The 16,176-nt window shown below is 69.7% G+C and carries 19 protein-coding genes; 16 read left to right on the top strand and 3 right to left on the bottom strand.

Annotated features, from left to right (window positions below):
- Both ACT6XY_RS18975 and ACT6XY_RS18970 read left to right on the top strand, forming a co-directional pair.
- The coding region (locus ACT6XY_RS18975) for a M48 family metalloprotease (protein ID WP_444749884.1) at window positions 1-907 on the top strand (907 nt) is incomplete at its 5' end.
- Window positions 908-917: 10 nt separating this feature from the next.
- Window positions 918-1,691, top strand: coding sequence for a DsbA family protein (locus ACT6XY_RS18970; RefSeq protein ID WP_444749883.1), 774 nt, complete (start codon window positions 918-920; stop codon window positions 1,689-1,691).
- Between the two features lie 157 nt (window positions 1,692-1,848).
- Here the strand turns inward: ACT6XY_RS18970 and ACT6XY_RS18965 are convergent, their stop codons facing one another.
- Window positions 1,849-2,253, bottom strand: a complete 405-nt coding sequence (locus ACT6XY_RS18965) for a nuclear transport factor 2 family protein (protein ID WP_444749882.1) — start codon at window positions 2,251-2,253, stop codon at window positions 1,849-1,851.
- Window positions 2,254-2,411: 158 nt separating this feature from the next.
- On the opposite strand from ACT6XY_RS18965, the gene ACT6XY_RS18960 reads away from it, so the two are divergent.
- From ACT6XY_RS18960 to folK, 4 genes are all read left to right on the top strand, one after another.
- Window positions 2,412-2,798, top strand: a complete 387-nt coding sequence (locus ACT6XY_RS18960; protein WP_444749885.1) for a DUF2267 domain-containing protein — start codon at window positions 2,412-2,414, stop codon at window positions 2,796-2,798.
- 276 nt (window positions 2,799-3,074) lie between these two features.
- Window positions 3,075-3,923: a dihydropteroate synthase gene (gene folP, locus ACT6XY_RS18955; RefSeq protein ID WP_444749881.1), complete on the top strand. Its 849-nt coding sequence runs from the start codon at window positions 3,075-3,077 to the stop codon at window positions 3,921-3,923.
- On the top strand, window positions 3,920-4,288 hold the full coding sequence (gene folB / locus ACT6XY_RS18950; protein WP_444749880.1) for a dihydroneopterin aldolase: 369 nt from the start codon (window positions 3,920-3,922) through the stop codon (window positions 4,286-4,288). The genes folP and folB overlap by 4 nt, the downstream gene beginning before the upstream one ends.
- Complete coding sequence (folK, locus tag ACT6XY_RS18945) at window positions 4,288-4,779, top strand: 2-amino-4-hydroxy-6-hydroxymethyldihydropteridine diphosphokinase (protein ID WP_444749879.1); 492 nt, start codon at window positions 4,288-4,290, stop codon at window positions 4,777-4,779. Before folB ends, folK begins: the two co-directional genes overlap by 1 nt.
- On the opposite strand, the gene ACT6XY_RS18940 is transcribed toward folK, so the two are convergent.
- Both ACT6XY_RS18940 and ACT6XY_RS18935 read right to left on the bottom strand, forming a co-directional pair.
- Complete coding sequence (locus tag ACT6XY_RS18940) at window positions 4,776-5,558, bottom strand: class I SAM-dependent methyltransferase (RefSeq protein ID WP_444749878.1); 783 nt, start codon at window positions 5,556-5,558, stop codon at window positions 4,776-4,778. The genes folK and ACT6XY_RS18940 overlap by 4 nt on opposite strands.
- Window positions 5,558-6,364, bottom strand: coding sequence for a sugar phosphate nucleotidyltransferase (locus tag ACT6XY_RS18935; protein ID WP_444749877.1), 807 nt, complete (start codon window positions 6,362-6,364; stop codon window positions 5,558-5,560). Before ACT6XY_RS18935 ends, ACT6XY_RS18940 begins: the two co-directional genes overlap by 1 nt.
- Window positions 6,365-6,506: 142 nt before the next feature.
- On the opposite strand from ACT6XY_RS18935, the gene ACT6XY_RS18930 reads away from it, so the two are divergent.
- From ACT6XY_RS18930 to ACT6XY_RS18885, 10 genes are all read left to right on the top strand, one after another.
- On the top strand, window positions 6,507-8,486 hold the full coding sequence (locus tag ACT6XY_RS18930) for a methylmalonyl-CoA mutase family protein (protein ID WP_444749876.1): 1,980 nt from the start codon (window positions 6,507-6,509) through the stop codon (window positions 8,484-8,486).
- Between the two features lie 50 nt (window positions 8,487-8,536).
- Window positions 8,537-8,848 carry a type II toxin-antitoxin system RelE/ParE family toxin gene (locus tag ACT6XY_RS18925; RefSeq protein WP_444749875.1) on the top strand — a complete coding sequence of 104 codons (312 nt, stop codon included), beginning with the start codon at window positions 8,537-8,539 and terminating at the stop codon, window positions 8,846-8,848.
- The gene (locus ACT6XY_RS18920) at window positions 8,845-9,129 is read left to right on the top strand and encodes a helix-turn-helix domain-containing protein (protein ID WP_444749874.1); all 285 of its coding nucleotides are present in this window, start codon (window positions 8,845-8,847) and stop codon (window positions 9,127-9,129) included. Before ACT6XY_RS18925 ends, ACT6XY_RS18920 begins: the two co-directional genes overlap by 4 nt.
- 83 nt (window positions 9,130-9,212) lie before the next feature.
- A complete protein-coding gene (gene scpA, locus ACT6XY_RS18915; RefSeq protein WP_444749873.1) occupies window positions 9,213-11,360 on the top strand; it encodes a methylmalonyl-CoA mutase in 2,148 nt (715 codons plus the stop codon).
- A 156-nt stretch (window positions 11,361-11,516) separates the two neighbouring features.
- Window positions 11,517-12,506, top strand: a complete 990-nt coding sequence (locus ACT6XY_RS18910) for a Bug family tripartite tricarboxylate transporter substrate binding protein (RefSeq protein ID WP_444749872.1) — start codon at window positions 11,517-11,519, stop codon at window positions 12,504-12,506.
- Between the two features lie 63 nt (window positions 12,507-12,569).
- Complete coding sequence (locus ACT6XY_RS18905; protein WP_444749871.1) at window positions 12,570-13,043, top strand: tripartite tricarboxylate transporter TctB family protein; 474 nt, start codon at window positions 12,570-12,572, stop codon at window positions 13,041-13,043.
- A gap of 10 nt (window positions 13,044-13,053) precedes the next feature.
- Window positions 13,054-14,556, top strand: coding sequence for a tripartite tricarboxylate transporter permease (locus ACT6XY_RS18900; protein WP_444749870.1), 1,503 nt, complete (start codon window positions 13,054-13,056; stop codon window positions 14,554-14,556).
- A 37-nt stretch (window positions 14,557-14,593) separates the two neighbouring features.
- Window positions 14,594-15,235 (top strand): HAD hydrolase-like protein, encoded by a 642-nt coding sequence (locus ACT6XY_RS18895; protein ID WP_444749869.1) that lies wholly within the window; start codon window positions 14,594-14,596, stop codon window positions 15,233-15,235.
- Between the two features lie 163 nt (window positions 15,236-15,398).
- Window positions 15,399-15,830 (top strand): ATPase inhibitor subunit zeta, encoded by a 432-nt coding sequence (locus ACT6XY_RS18890; RefSeq protein ID WP_444749868.1) that lies wholly within the window; start codon window positions 15,399-15,401, stop codon window positions 15,828-15,830.
- Between the two features lie 42 nt (window positions 15,831-15,872).
- The coding region (locus tag ACT6XY_RS18885) for a hypothetical protein (protein ID WP_444749867.1) at window positions 15,873-16,176 on the top strand (304 nt) is incomplete at its 3' end.

Below are 16,176 nucleotides of genomic sequence, written 5' to 3'. Positions count from 1 at the left end.
CGGCGCCATCACCGCCGGCGCCCACATGGGCATGCGCTCGCTCCTGTCCTACCAGCGGGGCGAGGAGGCGGCCGCCGACCGCGCCGCCATCAACTATCTCAACGCCACCGGCCAGTCGGCCAAGGGCATGGTCGAGACGTTCCGCCGCCTGCAGAACGAGACCATGTTCGTCGCCCGCCACGTCGATCCCTATGCGGTCAGCCACCCCATGCCGGCGGACCGCATCGCCATCATCGAGCCGCTGGCGCGCGCCAGCCCCCACTACGGCAAGACCGACCCGCCCGCGCTGGACGCCCGCCACCAGCTGGCGCGCGCCAAGCTCGCCGGCTTCCTCGACCGTGCCGACGCCATCACCCGGCGCTATCCGCCATCGGATACCTCGCTGCCGGCGCGCTATGCCCGCACCATCCAGATGTTCCGCTTCGGCGACCGCACCCGCGCCGCCGCCATGGCTGACGATCTGATCCGTTCCCAGCCCGGAAACCCCTATTTCCACGAGATCAAGGGGCAGATCCTGCTGGAGACCGGCCAGCCAGCCGCGGCGTTGCCGTCCCTGCGGCGCGCCGTGTCGCTGGCGCCCAATGCCGGCCTCATCCGCATCATGCTCGGCCACGCGCTGGTGGCCTCGGGCAACAACGCGGCCCTCGACGAGGCCATCCGCGAATTGCGCCTGGCCCTGCAGCGAGAGCCTGAGGCCGGCGACGGCTATCGCCAGCTCGCCATCGCCTACGGCCGCAAGAACGACCGCGGCCAGGCCGACCTCGCTTCCGCCCAGGCCGCCTATTATTCCGGCGACCTGCAGACCGCGCGCGGCCTTGCCCGCCGCGCCCAGGGATCGCTGCCCACCGGCTCGCCCGGCTGGCTGATCGCCGAAGACATCTACAATCAACGCCCCCGGCGCAACTGAGGACCAACCCATGTTCAAGCGTCTGATCGCGCCGGCCTTCGCGGCCCTTCTCGCCGTGACCGCGCCCGTCCTCGCCCAGTCGGCGCCGCCGACGGCCGAGGAACGCGCGCGCATCGAAACCATCGTCCGGGAGTACCTCCTGAAGAACCCGGAGATTCTGCAGGAGGCGCTCGTCGAGCTCGAGAAGCGCCAGGCGCAGGCCGAGGATCGCGCCCGCGCCGCCGCCTTCTCCGCCAACCGCGACGCGCTCTACCGCTCGCCGAACCAGGTCGTGCTCGGCAACCCCCAGGGTGACGTCACCCTCGTCGAGTTCTTCGACTACAACTGCGGCTTCTGCAAAAGGGCGCTGCCCGAGACCCTGGAGCTGCTGCGCTCGGATTCGCGCCTGCGCATCGTGCTGAAGGACTTCCCAGTCCTCGGCCAGGGCTCGGTCGAGGCGGCGCAGGTCGCCGTGGCGCTGAAGATGCAGATCGCCCCGCCGAAATATCTCGAGTTCCACCAGAAGCTGCTCGGCGGCCGCGGCCAGGCCAATGGTGCCCGCGCCATCGAGGTCGCCCGCGAGGTCGGCGCCGACATGGCGCGCCTGCAGCGCGACATGCAGTCGCCGCAGGTGCAGGCGACGCTCGCCGAGAACATGCGCCTCGCCGAGATGCTGCGCATCAACGGCACGCCGACCTACGTGGTGGGCGACGAGGTCGTGGTCGGCGCGGTGGGACTGGAGAAGCTGCGCGAGAACCTCGCCCGTGCTCGCACCGCCTGCGCCGCCCAGCCGAACATGTGCTGAGGCGGGGCCCGGCCTCGCAAGGGCGGCGAACACGCGCCGTTCTCCTCGTCGGTCCGGGGCCAGACCCGCGCATGACCTTTCAAGCCAACCTGATAAAAAAGGGGACCCGCGGGTCCCCTTTTCTCGTTCAGCCCGAAAGGGCAGGAGGCACTGGCCCTTACTCCCGGACGTCGAAGCGGTAGGACTTCGACACGATCCGCCAGCCCTCGGTGAGCTTCATCAGCACGAGATAGTCGGTGAAGAAGCGCGGCAGAAGCGCGCACTGCACCTTCACGAAGGCGGTGCTCTCGTCCGAGCGGTCCACCGTCACCACGAAGTCGTGGCGCGCATGGCCCTGGCCCTTGGCCGAGGGGCGCTTGGCGACGCGGTCGAGCCAGTCCTGGTAGGGAAGGACCTGCAACTCGCCCTTGTCCTGCCAGCGCAGGTCGGCGGTCGGATGGAAGGCGGCGCCGAGCTTGTCGACGTCCGATTCGTAGAGCCCGTCGAAATAGAGCTGGATCGTCGCCTCGACGCTGGAACGGTCGTAGGCGGGCGTCGGCTTCAGGGCTTGAACGGCGGTCATGGGTCGCCTCCTCGGGCTGGTGTGCGGGGCGAGAGCAAAGCACAGGCCGCGCCCCGGCGAAACAGGCGGTCGCTTGCCCCGCGTCCGCCTCTTGGCCATAGTGCGCCGCAACCGACGGGGCAGCCAGCCGAAGCCGTCGAAGCCGGGAGACGATCATGATTCAGGAGCTCATCAACCGCGTTGCGGCCGCTGCCGGCCTCGACGAAGGGCTCGCCGCCAAGGCCGTCGGCATGATCCTCGGCTTCCTCCAGAAGGAAGGCCCGCAGGCCGAAGTGCAGCAGATGATGGCGGCCCTGCCGGGCGCCGAGGGCCTCATCGCCCAGGGCGAAGAGGGCGGTGGCGGTGGCGGCCTCATGGGCATGGTCGGCGGCCTGATGGGCGGCGGCATCATGGGCCTCGGCGCCAACCTGATGGGCGCGGGCCTCGACATGGGCCAGATCTCGACGGTCGGCAAGGAACTCATGGCCTTCGGCCGCGAGCATGCCGGCGAGGACGTCATGGGCCGCATCGTCGCCGGCACGCCGGGCCTGTCGCAGTTCGTCTGAGGACAGCGGTCTCCGCGCCACGACGTCATGGCTGGGCTTGGCCCGGCCATCCACGACTTGAAGACGCCGAGAGATGCGCCGCCCCTTCACCTCTCCCCGGCGGGGAGAGGTCGGCCAAAGGCCGGGTGAGGGGGCCGACCCCATCGTTTGCCACTCTCCCGTCACCTGCCTCGCTCACGCTCGGCGACCTCTCCCCGCCGGGAGAGGTGAAGCGGCGCGCCGCCAGACCCCACCCGGTATTGACAGCGCGGGGGGCTTGGCGTCCAAGGCTGCGCCATGGCGCCATCGCACTCCCCCGACCCGATCCCGTCCGGCGGGCCGCTCGGCCGTTTCCTGAAGGGAGACCGCCCCGCCGTCATGGGCATCCTCAACGTCACGCCGGATTCCTTCTCCGACGCCGGGCGCTTTTTCGACCCCCTCGTCGCCATCCGCCATGCCGAGCGCATGGCGCGGGATGGCGCCGACATCCTCGACATCGGCGCAGAATCGACGCGGCCCTATGGCGGCGCCGAGCCGGTCGGCCGCGACGAGGAGATTGCCCGTCTCGCCCCGGTCCTGCCGGAGGTGGTGAAGCTCGGCCTGCCCGTCTCCATCGACACGATCAAGGCGGAGGTCGCCCGATGGGCGCTCGACCAGGGCGCCGTCATCGTCAACGACGTCTGGGGCCTGCAGCGCGACCCCGCTATGGCGCCGCTGGTGGCCGAGAACAAAGTCCCCGTCGTCGTCATGCACAACCGCGACGGCGCCGACCCGGACCTCGACATCATGGCCGACGTCCTGGCCTTCCTCGCCCGCTCGGTGGCCATCGCGGAGGCCGCGGGCATCGCCCGCGACCGCATCGCGGTCGACCCCGGCATCGGCTTCGGCAAGACGCCGCAGCAGAGCATCGAGACGCTGGCCAAGCTCGACCGGCTGAAGGCCCTCGGCCTGCCCGTGCTGGTCGGTGCCTCGCGCAAGCGCTTCATCGATCTCGTCGACCCCTCCACGGTCGACGAGCGCATCGGCGGCTCGCTCGCCGCCCACCTTCTCGCCATGCAGGCGGGAGCCGCCATCATTCGTGCCCACGACGTCCGCGAGACGGTGCAGGCGCTGAAGGTGGCGAGCGCCATCAGGAACGCCGCATGACCGACCGCATCTTTCTCAAGGGCCTGCTGGTGCACGCCCATCACGGCCTCCTGTCGCATGAGAGCGAGGTCGGCCAGCGCTTCGTCATCGACCTCGACATGGCGCTCGACCTGTCGCCGGCGGCGGCGAGCGACCACCTCGCCGATACCGTTTCCTATGCGGACGTCGCGGCGGTCACGGTCCGCACCTTCAAGGCGCGCAACTTCAAGCTGCTGGAGGCGGCGGCCGGCGCCGTCGCCGATGCGATCCTCTCCGCCTTCCCGCCCATCGCGGCGGTGACGGTGACGGTGCACAAGCCGCATGCGCCCATCGCCGCCATCTTCGATGACGTCGGGGTGGTGATGACGCGCCGGCGCGCCGGCTGATGGCCGAAGCGCTCATCGGCCTCGGCGGCAATGTCGGCGATGTCCGGGACACACTCGACCGTGCGGTCGCGGCCTTCTGCGACGGCGCCGCCGTGCGGCTCCTCGCCCGTTCCGCCGACTACGAGACGCCGCCCTGGGGGGGCACCGACCAGCCGGCCTTCGTCAATCTCTGCCTGAAGGTGGCGACGGAGCTGTCCCCGCGCGATCTCCTGAAGCGCGCGCTGGCGGTGGAAGCCTCCCTCGGCCGCGATCGCGCCTCCGGGCGCCGCTGGGGCCCGCGCCCGGTCGACATCGACATCCTCGCCTATGGCGACGTGGTCCTCGACGAGCCGGACCTGCACCTGCCGCATCCGCGCATGACGGACCGGGCCTTCGTGCTGGTGCCGCTGGCCGAGATCGCGCCGGACTGGGTCGTCGGCGGCGTCCGTGTCGCCGACCGCGCCGCCCGCATCGACACGGTGGGGGTGGTGCGCCTGCCGGACCGGCCCTAGGCGAAGCTCACCCGCGCGCGCCCCTGCGGACTGACGCGGATATGCGCCGCCGGCAGCATCTGCGGCATGACCTCGACGAAGGAGATGTCGGTGGCGTCCAGCGCCGCATCAAGGGCCGCGACCACGGCCGAGCCACGACGGGCGATGACGAGGTCGCTCATGTCGGTGCTGGTGAGCGCGACGGGCACGAAATCCGCGCGCTTCATGAAGCTTCCTACCGCCTCCAGCACGCCGAGATTCTGGTTCATGCCCTTCTGGCTGTGGCAGCAGTCGTTGAGCATCATCACGCCGTCCTCGGCCAGCAGGTGCTGGTAGTAGAGGAGGTCGCGCAGCACATATTCGTACTGGTGGTTGGCATCGACATAGATGAAGTCGAAGGCGCCGTCGCCGTGGCGGTCGCGGATGCGTGCGAAGGCGGAGATGGTGTCGTCGCGGATGATCTCGACGTCGTCGCGCCCCTCGAAACGCTGCCGGGCCACCTCGTAGGTCCGGTCGAAGGTCGCCTGGTCGGAGAGGCTGCCGCCGAAATAGCGCTCGAAGGCGGTCAGCGGCAGGATCCAGGGCGGCAGCTTGTCGAAATGGGAATAGGTGGCGAGCGCCTCGGCGCTCCAGGCATCGACCAGGACGGCGTGGCGCGTCCCAAGCACCTCCATCAGCCGCGTGGCGTTGTCGCCCTTGTGGACGCCGAGCTCGATCATGGAGGGGCGGCGGGCGAGTGTGGCGAAGGCGCTGGCGACGACGTCGTAGAGGCGGGCGCGGTGGCAGTCGACGACTTTCATCAGGCGATTCCGTGGGTGGCGGTGGCCGGAGCCATGGCGGGCCTGATCCAGGGGGCCTCGCCGCTGTCCCACAGCCCTTCCAGCAGTTTCAGCGCCCGCAGCGTGTCGGCGGCGAGCCAGAAACCCTCGTGCCGGTAGGCGCCGAGCCGGCGCTCGCTCGCCAGCGTCTCGAACAGGCCGTTGAGCGTCGCTCCCCGCGCGGCGAGGGCCGGATGATCGAACACCGCGGGGTCGAAGACGGCAAAGCCGCCGTTGATCCATCCCTCGCCGATCTGCGGCTTCTCGACGAAGCCTGCCACCTTGTCACCGTCGAAGCGGATGCCGCCGAAGCGCGAGGGCGGGCGCACCGCCGTGACCGTCACGAGGTGGCCGCGGCGCCGGTGCTGGTCGACGACGGCCTTCACGTCCACGTCGGAGACGCTGTCGCCATAGGTGACGATGAACGGCTCGCGCTGGAGCAGGTCGCGCAGGCGCATCACCCGCTCGCCCGTCTCCGTGTGAAGGCCGGTATCGACGATGCGGACGCGCCAGTGGTCGTCCGAACCGCCCGTGCGGTCGATCCGGCGGCTGCCGGCGTCGATGGCGATGTCGCCGGCGGTGTCCACCTCGTCGAGGAAGAAGCGCTTGATCTTCTCCGCCTGCTGTCCCGCGGCGACGACGAAATCGTCGAAGCCCTGCAGGCAGAAGGACCGCATGATGTGCCAGAGGATGGGGCGGCCGCCGATGTCGAGCATGGGCTTCGGCGCGAGGTCGCCGTCGGCCGACATGCGCGTGCCGCCGCCGCCGGCGAGGATCACCACCTTCATGCAAACCCCGCTGGAGCCTGTTGGTTCGGCTCCCTTTCTGCGGCGATCGTGGTTAATGGGCGGTAAAGGCGGCGCGCCGGAACGGGCGCTCCGCCCAAAGGACGCCTTCCCGTCGGCGCGCCGTCGTGGCATCGAAGGGGCCATGACCACAGCCTTGACCACGCCCGCCGCCCCGCTCGCGCTCGCCGCCGAATTTCCGCCCGCCACCGAGGCCCAGTGGCGCGCCGCCGTCGATGCCGTCCTCAAGGGCAAGCCCTTCGACAAGGTGCTGGTCGGCCGCACCGCCGACGGCATTCCCGTCCAGCCGCTCTATCCACGCAAGGCCGGCGCCGCGCCGCTGGCGGGCAGGGCCCCCGGCATCGCCTGGACCATCGCCCAGCGCGCAGACCATCCCGATCCCGCCGCTGCCAACGGGCAGGCGCTGGAAGACCTCGCGGGCGGCGCCTCCGGCCTCGTCGTCGTGACTCGCGGCGCCATCGGCGACCGGCGCGGCGACGCCATGGTGATCGACGGCCTCGACGATCTCGACGCCCTCCTCGCCGGGGTCATGCTGGATCTCATTCCCCTGCGCTTCGATGCAGGCACCTCCGCCGGACACGTCGCCGCCATGCTGGCGGCCAAGGCGGAGCGCGACGGCCTCGACCCGAAGAGCCTCACGGTCGCCTTCGGCATCGATCCGATCGGCGCCTTTGCCCGCCGCGGCACCCTCGAGACCTGGGAGGGCGCCGCCGCCAAGGCGTCTGATGCGGTCCTCGCCCTGCGCGCCCGCGGCTTCGCCGGGACGCAGCTCGTGGCCGACGGCCGCGTCCTCCACGACGCCGGCGGCTCCGAGGCGCAGGAACTCGCCTATGTGCTCGGCACCGCCGTGCAGTATTGGCGCATGCTTGAGGCGGCAGGGCTGACGCTGGCGGAAGCGGCGGGTGCCCTCTCTGTCGTGCTCTCGGTCGATGCCGACCAGTTCCTTTCCACCGCCAAGCTCCGCGCCATGCGCAAGCTCTGGGCGCGGCTGGAGGCCGCCTGTGGCCTCTCCCCCTCCCACCTCGACCTCCACGCCGAGACGGCCTGGCGCATGGTGACGAAGGTCGATCCCGCGGTGAACTGGCTGCGCACCACGACGGCGGTCTTTGCGGCCGGCATCGGCGGGGCCGACCACGTCGTGGTCGAGCCGTGGACGGCGGCTATCGGCCTGCCAGACGCCTTCGCCCGGCGCATCGCCCGCAACACCCAGCTGATCCTCATCGAGGAATCCAATCTCCACCGCGTCGCCGACGCCGCGGCCGGCTCCGGCGGCATTGAGGCGCTGACCGACGAACTCTGCCAGCGGGCCTGGGGCCTGTTCCAGGAGTGGGAGGGGGCAGGGGGCATCGTCGCCGCCCTCTCCGCCGGGACCGTGCAGGCCGCCGTCGCCCGGGTGCGGGCCGACAGGGCGGCCGCCATCGCCAGGCGCCGCGAGCCGCTGACCGGCGCCTCCGAATTCCCCAATGTGCACGAGGCCGTTCCCGAGGTGCTGGCCCCGCCGAAGCGTGAGACCCGGCGCGGTGTCGCCCCCATCGACCTGCCCGAAGCGGCCGGCGGCGCGCGCTTCGAGGCACAGGTGAAGGCCTTTGGCGCCGGCGCCATCCGTTCGGCCCTGTCGCGGTTGAAGAGCGATACCGTCTTCGTCGATCCACTGACGCCGATCCGGCTCGCCGAGCCCTTCGAGGCGATGCGCTCCGAACTCGACGCGCTCGCGGCGACCTCCGGCTCCCGCCCGAAGGTCTTTCTGGCGGTCATCGGTCCGGTCGCCGCCTTCACGGCCCGCGCCGGCTTCGCCCGCAACCTCTTCGAGGCCGGCGGCTTCGACGCGCCGATCCCCGAGCCCTTCGCCGATACTGTCGCCATCGTCGCCGCCTTCCGGGCGAGCGGGGCGGCGATCGCCTGCCTCTGCTCGACCGACGAGCTCTACGCGAGCGAGGCTGCCGACGTCGCGACCGCGCTGAAGGCCGCCGGCGCCCGTCAGCTCTGGCTCGCCGGACGCCCCGGCGATCTTGAGGACAGCCTGAAGGCTGCGGGCGTCGACGGCTTCATCCAGGCCGGCGGAGACGTGCTGGAGGTCCTGCGCGCGGCCCGTGGCTCCCTCTGACACGCCCGCTCGTTTGACGGGTGATCGCATTTTTGCGATGATCTCTGTCCATGACCTGGTCGGTCGCGACGGTGGATGCGGAGATTGAAGCGCTGCCGCTGGACATGCGGGCGCGCTTCACCCGCATTTCGCTCCTCATTGCCAGCCACGGTCTCGATAGAGTCCGCGAGCCCTATGTGAAGCATCTGGAGGGACGGCTCTGGGAGATGCGGATGAGCGGCCGGGACGGCATATCCCGGGCGATCTACGTGACAGCCAGCGGGCAGAGGGTCGTCGTGGTCCGCGCCTTCGTCAAGAAGACCGAGAAGACGCCCCGGGGTGAGATTGAATTGGCGCGGCGCCGCGCGGAGGAAGTGCGATGACGGCTGTGAGAGACCTGCATGCACGCTGGATGGCGGAAAATCCGGCCTACCGCGCCGAATATGACGCCCTTGCCGACGAGTTCGCCCTTGTGGAGGAACTGATCAAGGCGCGCGCCCATTCCGGCCTGACCCAGGAGGAGATCGCCCGCCGCATGGGCACCACCCAGTCCGTGGTGGCGCGGCTGGAGAGCGGCAAGTCGATGCCTTCCACGCGGACGTTGAAGAAATATGCGGAGGCGACCGGCACCCGGCTCGTCATCCGTTTCGAGCCGGCGGCGTGACACTCACCCGTTTCGCCGGCTTGCGCTTCGCCCTGATTTCGCGTCCCTGACGCACCAACGCGCTTTTTGACCGGGAGAGGTCCATGACCCGCATCCCCGACTTCACGACCATCGCCTTCGCCGATGCAGCCCCGGCCGCCACCGGGGGCGCCACCTGGCTGACGCCGGAGGAGATCGCCGTGCGCCCGGTCCACGGCGAGGCGGACCTTGCCGGCATCGACTTCCTCGACACGTATCCGGGCATCAAGCCGTTCCTGCGCGGCCCCTATCCGACCATGTACGTCAACCAGCCCTGGACGATCCGGCAATATGCCGGCTTCTCCACGGCCGAGGACTCCAATGCCTTCTACCGGCGCAACCTCGCCGCCGGTCAGAAGGGCCTGTCGGTGGCCTTCGATCTGGCCACCCACCGCGGCTACGACAGCGACCACCCCCGCGTCTCGGGCGACGTCGGCATGGCGGGTGTCGCCATCGACAGCATCTACGACATGCGCACCCTGTTCTCCGGCATCCCGCTGGACCAGATGAGCGTGTCCATGACCATGAACGGCGCGGTGCTGCCGATCCTGGCGCTCTACATCGCCGCGGCGGAAGAGCAGGGCGTGCCGCAGGCCAAGCTCTCCGGGACCATCCAGAACGACATCCTCAAGGAGTTCATGGTCCGCAATACCTACATCTATCCGCCCAAGCCCTCGATGCGGATCATCTCGGACATCTTCGCCCACACGGCGAAGGAGATGCCGAAGTACAATTCCATCTCGATCTCCGGCTATCACATGCAGGAGGCCGGGGCGACGCAGGACCTCGAGCTCGCCTACACCCTCGCCGATGGCGTCGAGTATATCCGCGCCGGCATCGCCGCCGGCATGACGGTGGACCAGTTCGCGCCGCGCCTGTCCTTCTTCTGGGCCATCGGCATGAACTTCTTCATGGAGGTGGCGAAGCTGCGCGCCGCGCGCCTCCTCTGGGCGAAACTCGTCAAGCAGTTCGACCCGAAGAGCGACAAGAGCCTCGCCCTGCGCACCCATTCGCAGACCTCCGGCTGGTCGCTGACCGCGCAGGACGTCTTCAACAACGTCGTGCGCACCCAGATCGAGGCCATGGCGGCGACGCAGGGACACACCCAGTCGCTGCACACCAACGCCCTCGACGAGGCGCTGGCCCTGCCGACCGACTTCTCCGCCCGCATCGCCCGCAACACCCAGCTCTTCCTGCAGCAGGAGAGCGGCACGACCCGCATCATCGACCCCTGGGGCGGTTCGCTCTATGTCGAGCGCCTGACCGCCGATCTCGCGGCGAAAGCCTTCGAGCACATCCAGGAGGTCGAGGCCCTCGGCGGCATGGCGAAAGCCATTGATGCCGGCATCCCGAAGCTGCGCATCGAGGAGGCCGCCGCCAAGACCCAGGCCCGCATCGATTCCGGCGTCCAGTCGGTGATCGGCGTCAACAAGTTCCGCCCCGACGGCGAGAAGCCGATCGACGTGCTGAAGGTCGACAATTCCGCGGTGCGGGCGAGCCAGATCGAGAAGCTGAAGCGCCTGCGCGCCGAGCGCAATCCGGCCGAAGTTCAGGCCGCCCTCGACGCCCTGACGGCCGGTGCGGCCGGCAACGGCAATCTCCTGGCGCTCGCCATCGCCGCCGCCCGCGCCAAGGCCACGGTCGGCGAGATGTCGGACGCGATGGAGAAGGTGTTTGGCCGCCACAAGGCCGAGATCAAGGCCATTTCCGGCGTCTACAAGCGCGAGGTCGGTGCCATGAACGAGAACGTCTCGAAGGTCCAGGCGCTGGTCGAGGCCTTCGCCGAGAACGAGGGCCGCCGCCCGCGCATCCTCGTCGCCAAGGTCGGCCAGGACGGCCACGACCGTGGCCAGAAGGTCATCGCCTCCGCCTTCGCCGACCTCGGCTTCGACGTCGACATCGGGCCGCTCTTCGCCACCCCGGCGGAAGCAGCCAAGCAGGCGATCGAGAACGACGTCCACTGCGTCGGCGTCTCCTCGCTCGCCGCCGGCCACCTGACGCTGGTGCCGGAATTGAGAGCAGAGCTCGAGAAGCAGGGCCGCGACGACATCATGATCGTCGTCGGCGGCGTCATCCCGCCGCAGGACTTCGACGCGCTCTACGCGGCCGGCGCCTCCTCCATCTTCCCGCCCGGCACGCCCATCGCCGACGCCGCCATCGACCTGATGGACAAGCTCAACGCCAAGCTCGGCTACGTGCAGGCGGCGGAGTAGGGCACCCGCCGGCGGGCTTGCCTCCCGCAACCCTCCCTTGCCGCCGCAAATTCGGTCAATCGAAACGGTTGAACTGCCCGCCGTTCCGGTGCAGCTTTCCGTGATCACAGACAAGGACCGGATCAACCGGCCTCATTCGATCTCGGGAGGATAACCATGACTGACTTCACGCGTCGTCACCTCATGGCCGGCGCCGCCGGCCTCGGCCTCGCCTCGCAGCTCTCCGCCCCCGCCCTCGCCCAGAGCTTTCCGGCCCGCCCGATCACGCTGGTGGTGCCGTGGGGCGCCGGCGGCGGCACCGACGCCACGGCCCGCATCGTCGGCTCGCTGATGGAGAAGGAATTCGGCCAGCCGGTGAACGTCGTGAACCGCACGGGCGGCTCCGGCGTCGTCGGCCACTCGGCCATCGCGACCGCCGCCGCCGACGGCTACACGATCGGCATGATCACCGTCGAGATCTCGATGATGCACTGGCAGGGCCTCACCCAGCTGAAGCCCGACAGCTACACGCCCCTCGCGCTGATGAACGAGGATCCGCCGGGCGTGCAGGTCTCCGCCTCCGGCCCCTACAAGGATCTCAAGACGCTCGCCGACTTCATCAAGGCGAACCCCGGCAAGCTCAAGGCCTCCGGAACGGGTCAGGGCGGCATCTGGCATCTCGCCCTCGTCGGCTGGCTCGGTGCCATGGGCCTGCCCGCCAATGCCGTGCCGTGGGTTCCGTCCAACGGCGCCGCCCCGGCGATGCAGGACCTCGCCGCCGGTGGCATCGACATCGTCACCTGCTCGGTGCCCGAGGCCAAGGCCATGCTGGACGCCGGCCGCGCCAAGTCGCTCGCCATCATGGCGGCGGCGCGCAACCCGCAGTTCGCCGACGTGCCGACGCTGAAGGAGGCCATCGGGGTCGACTACACGGTCGGCGCCTGGCGCGGCATCGCAGCGCCGAAGAACCTGCCGGCACCGATCGCCGAGCGGTACACCTCGGTGCTGAAGAAGATCAACGACTCGAAGGAGTTCCGCGACTTCATGTCGGCCCGCGGCTTCGGCGTGAAGTGGGCGGATGCGGCCGGGTTCGCCAAGTTCATGGACGAGGGCAACACGGCCATGGGCGTCGCCATGAAGGCCGCCGGCCTCGCCCGCTCGGCCTGATCCTGATCCCCATCGGAGCGGCCCCCGGGCCGCTCCGCTCATCTCTGCGGCGAGGGCATCCCGGTGCGGTTCAACGATCTCGTCAGCGGGGCGATGCTGATCGCCGCCGCTGTTCTCGTCATCATCCTGACGCTGAGGTTTCCGGAATTTCCGGGACAGAACTACGGACCGGCGGTGTTCCCGCGCCTTCTCGCGGTCCTCCTCATCCTCTGCGGCGTGTTGATGATGGTCCGTGGGTACGCCGCCTGGCGCGCCGGCGAGCCGCTGGCCGACATGCCCGCCTGGGCCCGCGATCCCGCCAACGTTGTCTCGGCGCTTCTCGTTCTCGGCTCGGCCCTCGCCTACATCCTCGTCCTCGACGCCATCGGCTTCGTGCCCCTCACCATCGTCGTGCTTCTGGTGCTGTTCCTCTGGTTCAGGGTGCGCATGCCCGTGGCGGTCGTCACCGCGCTGGTCGCGGCCTTCGGCGTCAACTGGTTCTTCGCCAGCCTGATGCGCGTGCCCCTGCCGCGCGGCCTGATGGACTGGATCCTGTGAGGAGCGCCCGATGACCGTCGACATCCTCTTCCAGGCCTTCGCCCTCGTCTTCCGCTGGGACGTCATCCTGATCATCCTCGCCTCGGGGATGTTCGGCATGTTCGTCGGCGCCATGCCCGGCCTCACCGCCACCATGGCGACGGCGCTGCTCATCCCGGTCACCTTCTTCATGGATCCGGTGCCGGCGCTGGGCGCCATCGTCACCGCCACGGCCATGGCGATCTTCGCCGGCGACATCCCCGCCGCCATGCTGCGCATGCCGGGCACGCCGGCCTCCGCCGCCTATACCGACGAGAGCTACCTGATGGGCCGGAAGGGTCAGCTCGACCTCAACCTCGGCACCAACCTCGTCACCTCGGTGCTCGGCGGCCTCATCGGCGTCGCCATCCTCGTCCTCGCCGCGCCCGCCCTCGCCGAATTCGCGCTGGCCTTCTCGAGCTTCGAATATTTCTGGCTCGCCGCCCTCGGACTGACCTGCGCCGTCTTCCTCGCCACCAACGATCCCCTCAAGGGCTTCGCATCGCTCTTCATCGGCCTCGGCCTCGGCACCATCGGCATCGATCCGGCGGCGGGCTTCCCGCGCTTCACCTTCGGCTCGGTGGAGCTCATGCAGGGGATCAGCTTCATCCCCGCGATGATCGGCATGTTCGCCATCTCCGAGCTGCTCCGCGGCGTCACCAGCATGGGCGGCGCCAGCGAGGCCGCACTCCAGCAGGTCGGCAACGTCTTCAAGGGCGTCGGGGGGGTGCTGCGGAAGTACTGGGTCAATTTCCTGCGCGGGTCCGGGATCGGCGTCGTCATCGGCGCGCTGCCGGGTGCTGGCGCCGACATCGCCGCCTGGATCTCCTACGCCGTCTCCAAGCGCTTCTCGAAGGAGCCGGAGAAGTTCGGCACCGGCCATGTCGAGGGCATCGTCGACGCTGGCGCCGCCAACAACTCGGCTCTCGCCGCAGCCTGGATTCCCGCGCTCGTCTTCGGCATCCCCGGCGATTCCATCACCGCCATCGTGATCGGCGTCCTCTACATGAAGGGCATGAACCCCGGTCCCACCGTGTTCCTGCAGAACCCGCAGCTGATCTACGCGGTGTTCATGATCTTCGTCCTCGCCAACCTCCTGATGCTCCCCCTCGGCTGGGCCATCATCAAGTCGGCGAAGCAGGTCCTGCGCGTGCCGAAGAACATCCTCCTGCCGATGATCCTCATCTTCTGCGTCGTCGGCTCCTACGCCATGACCAACTCCGTTTACGGCATCATCATCATGCTCGTTCTCGGCGTCTTCGCCTTCATGCTGGAGGAGAACGGCTTTCCCATCGCCCCCATTATCCTCGGCCTGGTGCTCGGCGAGATGTTCGAGCAGAACTTCATCACATCGATGATCAAGTCGGACGGCTCGTTCCTCGCCTTCTTCGCCCGGCCCATCGCCGGCATGCTCGGCGTCGCCACCATCGCCATCTGGCTCATCATGCTCTGGCGCATGGGCCCCTGGGCCAAGCCGAAACCCGCGGCGGCGTGAGTTTGACCGCCTGCGAGGGTGCTGCTAGCCGGTCGCCATGACCGGCTACAGGCTCGCCATCTTCGACTTCGACGGCACCCTCGCCGACAGCGCCGACTGGTTCTTCGGCATCATGAACGACGTCGCCCGTCGCTACGGCTTCCGCGAGATCGGCGAGGAAGAGCGCGAGGCGCTGCGCGGCCGGCCGAACCGCGAGGTGATCCGCGCCCTCGGCGTTCCCACCTGGAAGCTGCCGCTGATCGCCACGCACATGCGTGGCCTCGTCCGCGAGAACGCCGGGCGCATTCCGCTCTTTCCCCGGACGCCGCAACTCCTGGCCGATCTCTCCGCCGCCGGGCTGAAGGTCGTCATCGCGAGCTCAAATGACCGCGACACGATCCTGCGCATCCTCGGGCCGGAGACCGCCGCCCATGTCTCCGCCGTCGCGGGCGGCGCGTCCCTCTTCGGCAAGGCGGCGAAGTTCCGCCGGCTCATGCGGGAGTTCGGCGCCGCGCCCTCCGAGACCGTCGCCATCGGCGACGAACAGCGCGACGTCGAGGCGGCTGCGCAGGCCGGCATCGCCAGCATCGCCGTCACCTGGGGCTTCGCCACCCTGCCGGCGCTGACTGCTGCCCAGCCCACGGCGCTCGTCGCCGACACGGACGAACTCCTGCGCCTTCTCCTCGCCGGCAGGGCCTGAGCCCGCGCCTGCGCCAGCTTGTCGCGCGGTCTTGCCCGGTACCTGGGAACCCCCATCTCCGGCGCGTCCCCCTGGTCCGGGCCCCTCTGGCGAGTGCTGAGCCGGCGCTCTCGCGATGTCGGACCCCTTGTCGACATCGTCCGCCGGCCCGGAGAAATGCCCGATGCAACGCGACGCCGAAACCGCCAACGAGGGCCAGTGGTCAACGGTCGCCGCTGCCGCCACGCCCTGGATCGCCATGGCGGCGCGGCCGAGCCGCCCTTCCCAGGCCGCCGCCGCCGGCGCCGCGCCTGTCCCCGCCCCCCGGCCGGACTGGTGTCCCGACTCCGACACCCGCGACCACGTCATTGCGCGCCGCAACGTCCTCGCCGGCCTGTGGGCCGGCGGGCTCCTCGGCCTCGAGGGTCCTGATCTCGCGCGCTACGCCGCGGGCATGCACAGGGCCGACTTCGAGGTGCCGGGCGATGCCGACATCGTTGCGGCGCTGCTGCGCGATCTCGGCCGCGCGGGGGTTCAGACGACCGAAGGCCTCGTGCGGCAGCGTCTCGCCGCCTTCCACCGCCAGGCGCTCGTCCAGACCCTCTGCACCGACTGATCCACGCCGTCCGCGCCCGCCCTTGTCGAGGAACCCGCCGTCATGACCAGCATCCTGATGTCGCTCGTCTCGTTCTTCCTGCTCCAGCCCGTCGAGCAGGCCATCACCGAAGAACTTGCCCGCGTCCGGGCACCGCAGGCCATCGTCGAGCAGGTGGCGGCCTGCACCCGCCAGGCCGTGCCGGCGGCCGCCGGCCGCGTCACGTCAGACCCGATGTGGGCGGTCTCGACGGCGTTCAGCTTCTGGCTGGGGATGGACGAGCCCGAGACGCTGCTGATCGAACTCGCGCCGGACTGCGACGCGGCGCTGCAGGCGGCGCGGCCCTTCCTGCGGGGCGCCGCCGCCT

It is taken from the genome of Phreatobacter sp. (assembly GCF_052440005.1).
In the GTDB taxonomy this organism is placed as follows: Bacteria; Pseudomonadota; Alphaproteobacteria; order Rhizobiales; family Phreatobacteraceae; genus Phreatobacter.
The sequence above is the reverse complement of the archived record's forward strand: the minus strand, read 5'-3'. Positions and strand labels throughout refer to the sequence as shown.

Bases quoted from the DNA above. Each gene is read 5' to 3' on its own strand.
- ACT6XY_RS18970 (WP_444749883.1), top strand. From the start codon at position 918: ATGTTCAAGCGTCTGATCGCGCCGGCCTTCGCGGCCCTTCTCGCCGTG.
- ACT6XY_RS18965 (WP_444749882.1), bottom strand. From the start codon at position 2,253: ATGACCGCCGTTCAAGCCCTGAAGCCGACGCCCGCCTACGACCGTTCC.
- folP (WP_444749881.1), top strand. From the start codon at position 3,075: ATGGCGCCATCGCACTCCCCCGACCCGATCCCGTCCGGCGGGCCGCTC.
- folB (WP_444749880.1), top strand. From the start codon at position 3,920: ATGACCGACCGCATCTTTCTCAAGGGCCTGCTGGTGCACGCCCATCAC.
- folK (WP_444749879.1), top strand. From the start codon at position 4,288: ATGGCCGAAGCGCTCATCGGCCTCGGCGGCAATGTCGGCGATGTCCGG.
- ACT6XY_RS18940 (WP_444749878.1), bottom strand. From the start codon at position 5,558: ATGAAAGTCGTCGACTGCCACCGCGCCCGCCTCTACGACGTCGTCGCC.
- ACT6XY_RS18935 (WP_444749877.1), bottom strand. From the start codon at position 6,364: ATGAAGGTGGTGATCCTCGCCGGCGGCGGCGGCACGCGCATGTCGGCC.
- ACT6XY_RS18930 (WP_444749876.1), top strand. From the start codon at position 6,507: ATGACCACAGCCTTGACCACGCCCGCCGCCCCGCTCGCGCTCGCCGCC.
- ACT6XY_RS18925 (WP_444749875.1), top strand. From the start codon at position 8,537: ATGACCTGGTCGGTCGCGACGGTGGATGCGGAGATTGAAGCGCTGCCG.
- ACT6XY_RS18920 (WP_444749874.1), top strand. From the start codon at position 8,845: ATGACGGCTGTGAGAGACCTGCATGCACGCTGGATGGCGGAAAATCCG.
- scpA (WP_444749873.1), top strand. From the start codon at position 9,213: ATGACCCGCATCCCCGACTTCACGACCATCGCCTTCGCCGATGCAGCC.
- ACT6XY_RS18910 (WP_444749872.1), top strand. From the start codon at position 11,517: ATGACTGACTTCACGCGTCGTCACCTCATGGCCGGCGCCGCCGGCCTC.
- ACT6XY_RS18900 (WP_444749870.1), top strand. From the start codon at position 13,054: ATGACCGTCGACATCCTCTTCCAGGCCTTCGCCCTCGTCTTCCGCTGG.
- ACT6XY_RS18895 (WP_444749869.1), top strand. From the start codon at position 14,594: ATGACCGGCTACAGGCTCGCCATCTTCGACTTCGACGGCACCCTCGCC.
- ACT6XY_RS18890 (WP_444749868.1), top strand. From the start codon at position 15,399: ATGCAACGCGACGCCGAAACCGCCAACGAGGGCCAGTGGTCAACGGTC.